At 64.0% G+C, this 609-nt stretch carries 1 protein-coding gene; it reads left to right on the top strand.

The window, feature by feature from the left end; all coding sequences use genetic code 11:
- The coding region (sepF, locus tag KUM32_RS40585) for a cell division protein SepF (RefSeq protein WP_217146696.1) at window positions 1–560 on the top strand (560 nt) is incomplete at its 5' end.
- Window positions 561–609: the final 49 nt, after the last annotated feature.

Below are 609 nucleotides of genomic sequence, written 5' to 3'. Positions count from 1 at the left end.
ATGGGTACGACGGCCGGGGGTTCGACCCCGACGACGACTTCGAGCCCGAACCCGAACCGGAGCGTGCGCGGCGGCAGCACCAGCCGGAGACCGAATCGCGACCGGAAATGGACGAACCGGTGCGAGTCGCCCACCCGCCAGCGCAGCGTGAACCCGCTCCGCTCGTAGCGGAAACCGGGCGTCCCGCCCGCATCGCCCCCGTGGCGTCTATCACACCCGAACGTCAAAGCCTGGAGAAGAACGCACCGGTGATCATGCCCAAGGTCGTGTCCGAGCGGGAGCCCTACCGCATCACCACGTTGCACCCTCGCACCTACAACGAGGCCCGTACCATCGGGGAACACTTCCGCGAGGGCACACCCGTGATCATGAATTTGACTGAGATGGATGACACTGACGCGAAGCGACTCGTCGACTTCGCGGCCGGTCTAGTCTTCGGTCTGCACGGAAGTATTGAGCGGGTGACGCAGAAGGTGTTCCTGTTGTCGCCTGCTAACGTCGATGTCACGGCGGAGGACAAGGCCCGTATTGCAGAGGGCGGGTTCTTCAACCAGAGCTGAGACGCAATACCTGGCAATCACGGCCGCAAGGCCACGTACGAGCAAGGGG

This window comes from Streptomyces sp. AC627_RSS907, assembly GCF_019049165.1.
The sequence above is the reverse complement of the archived record's forward strand: the minus strand, read 5'-3'. Positions and strand labels throughout refer to the sequence as shown.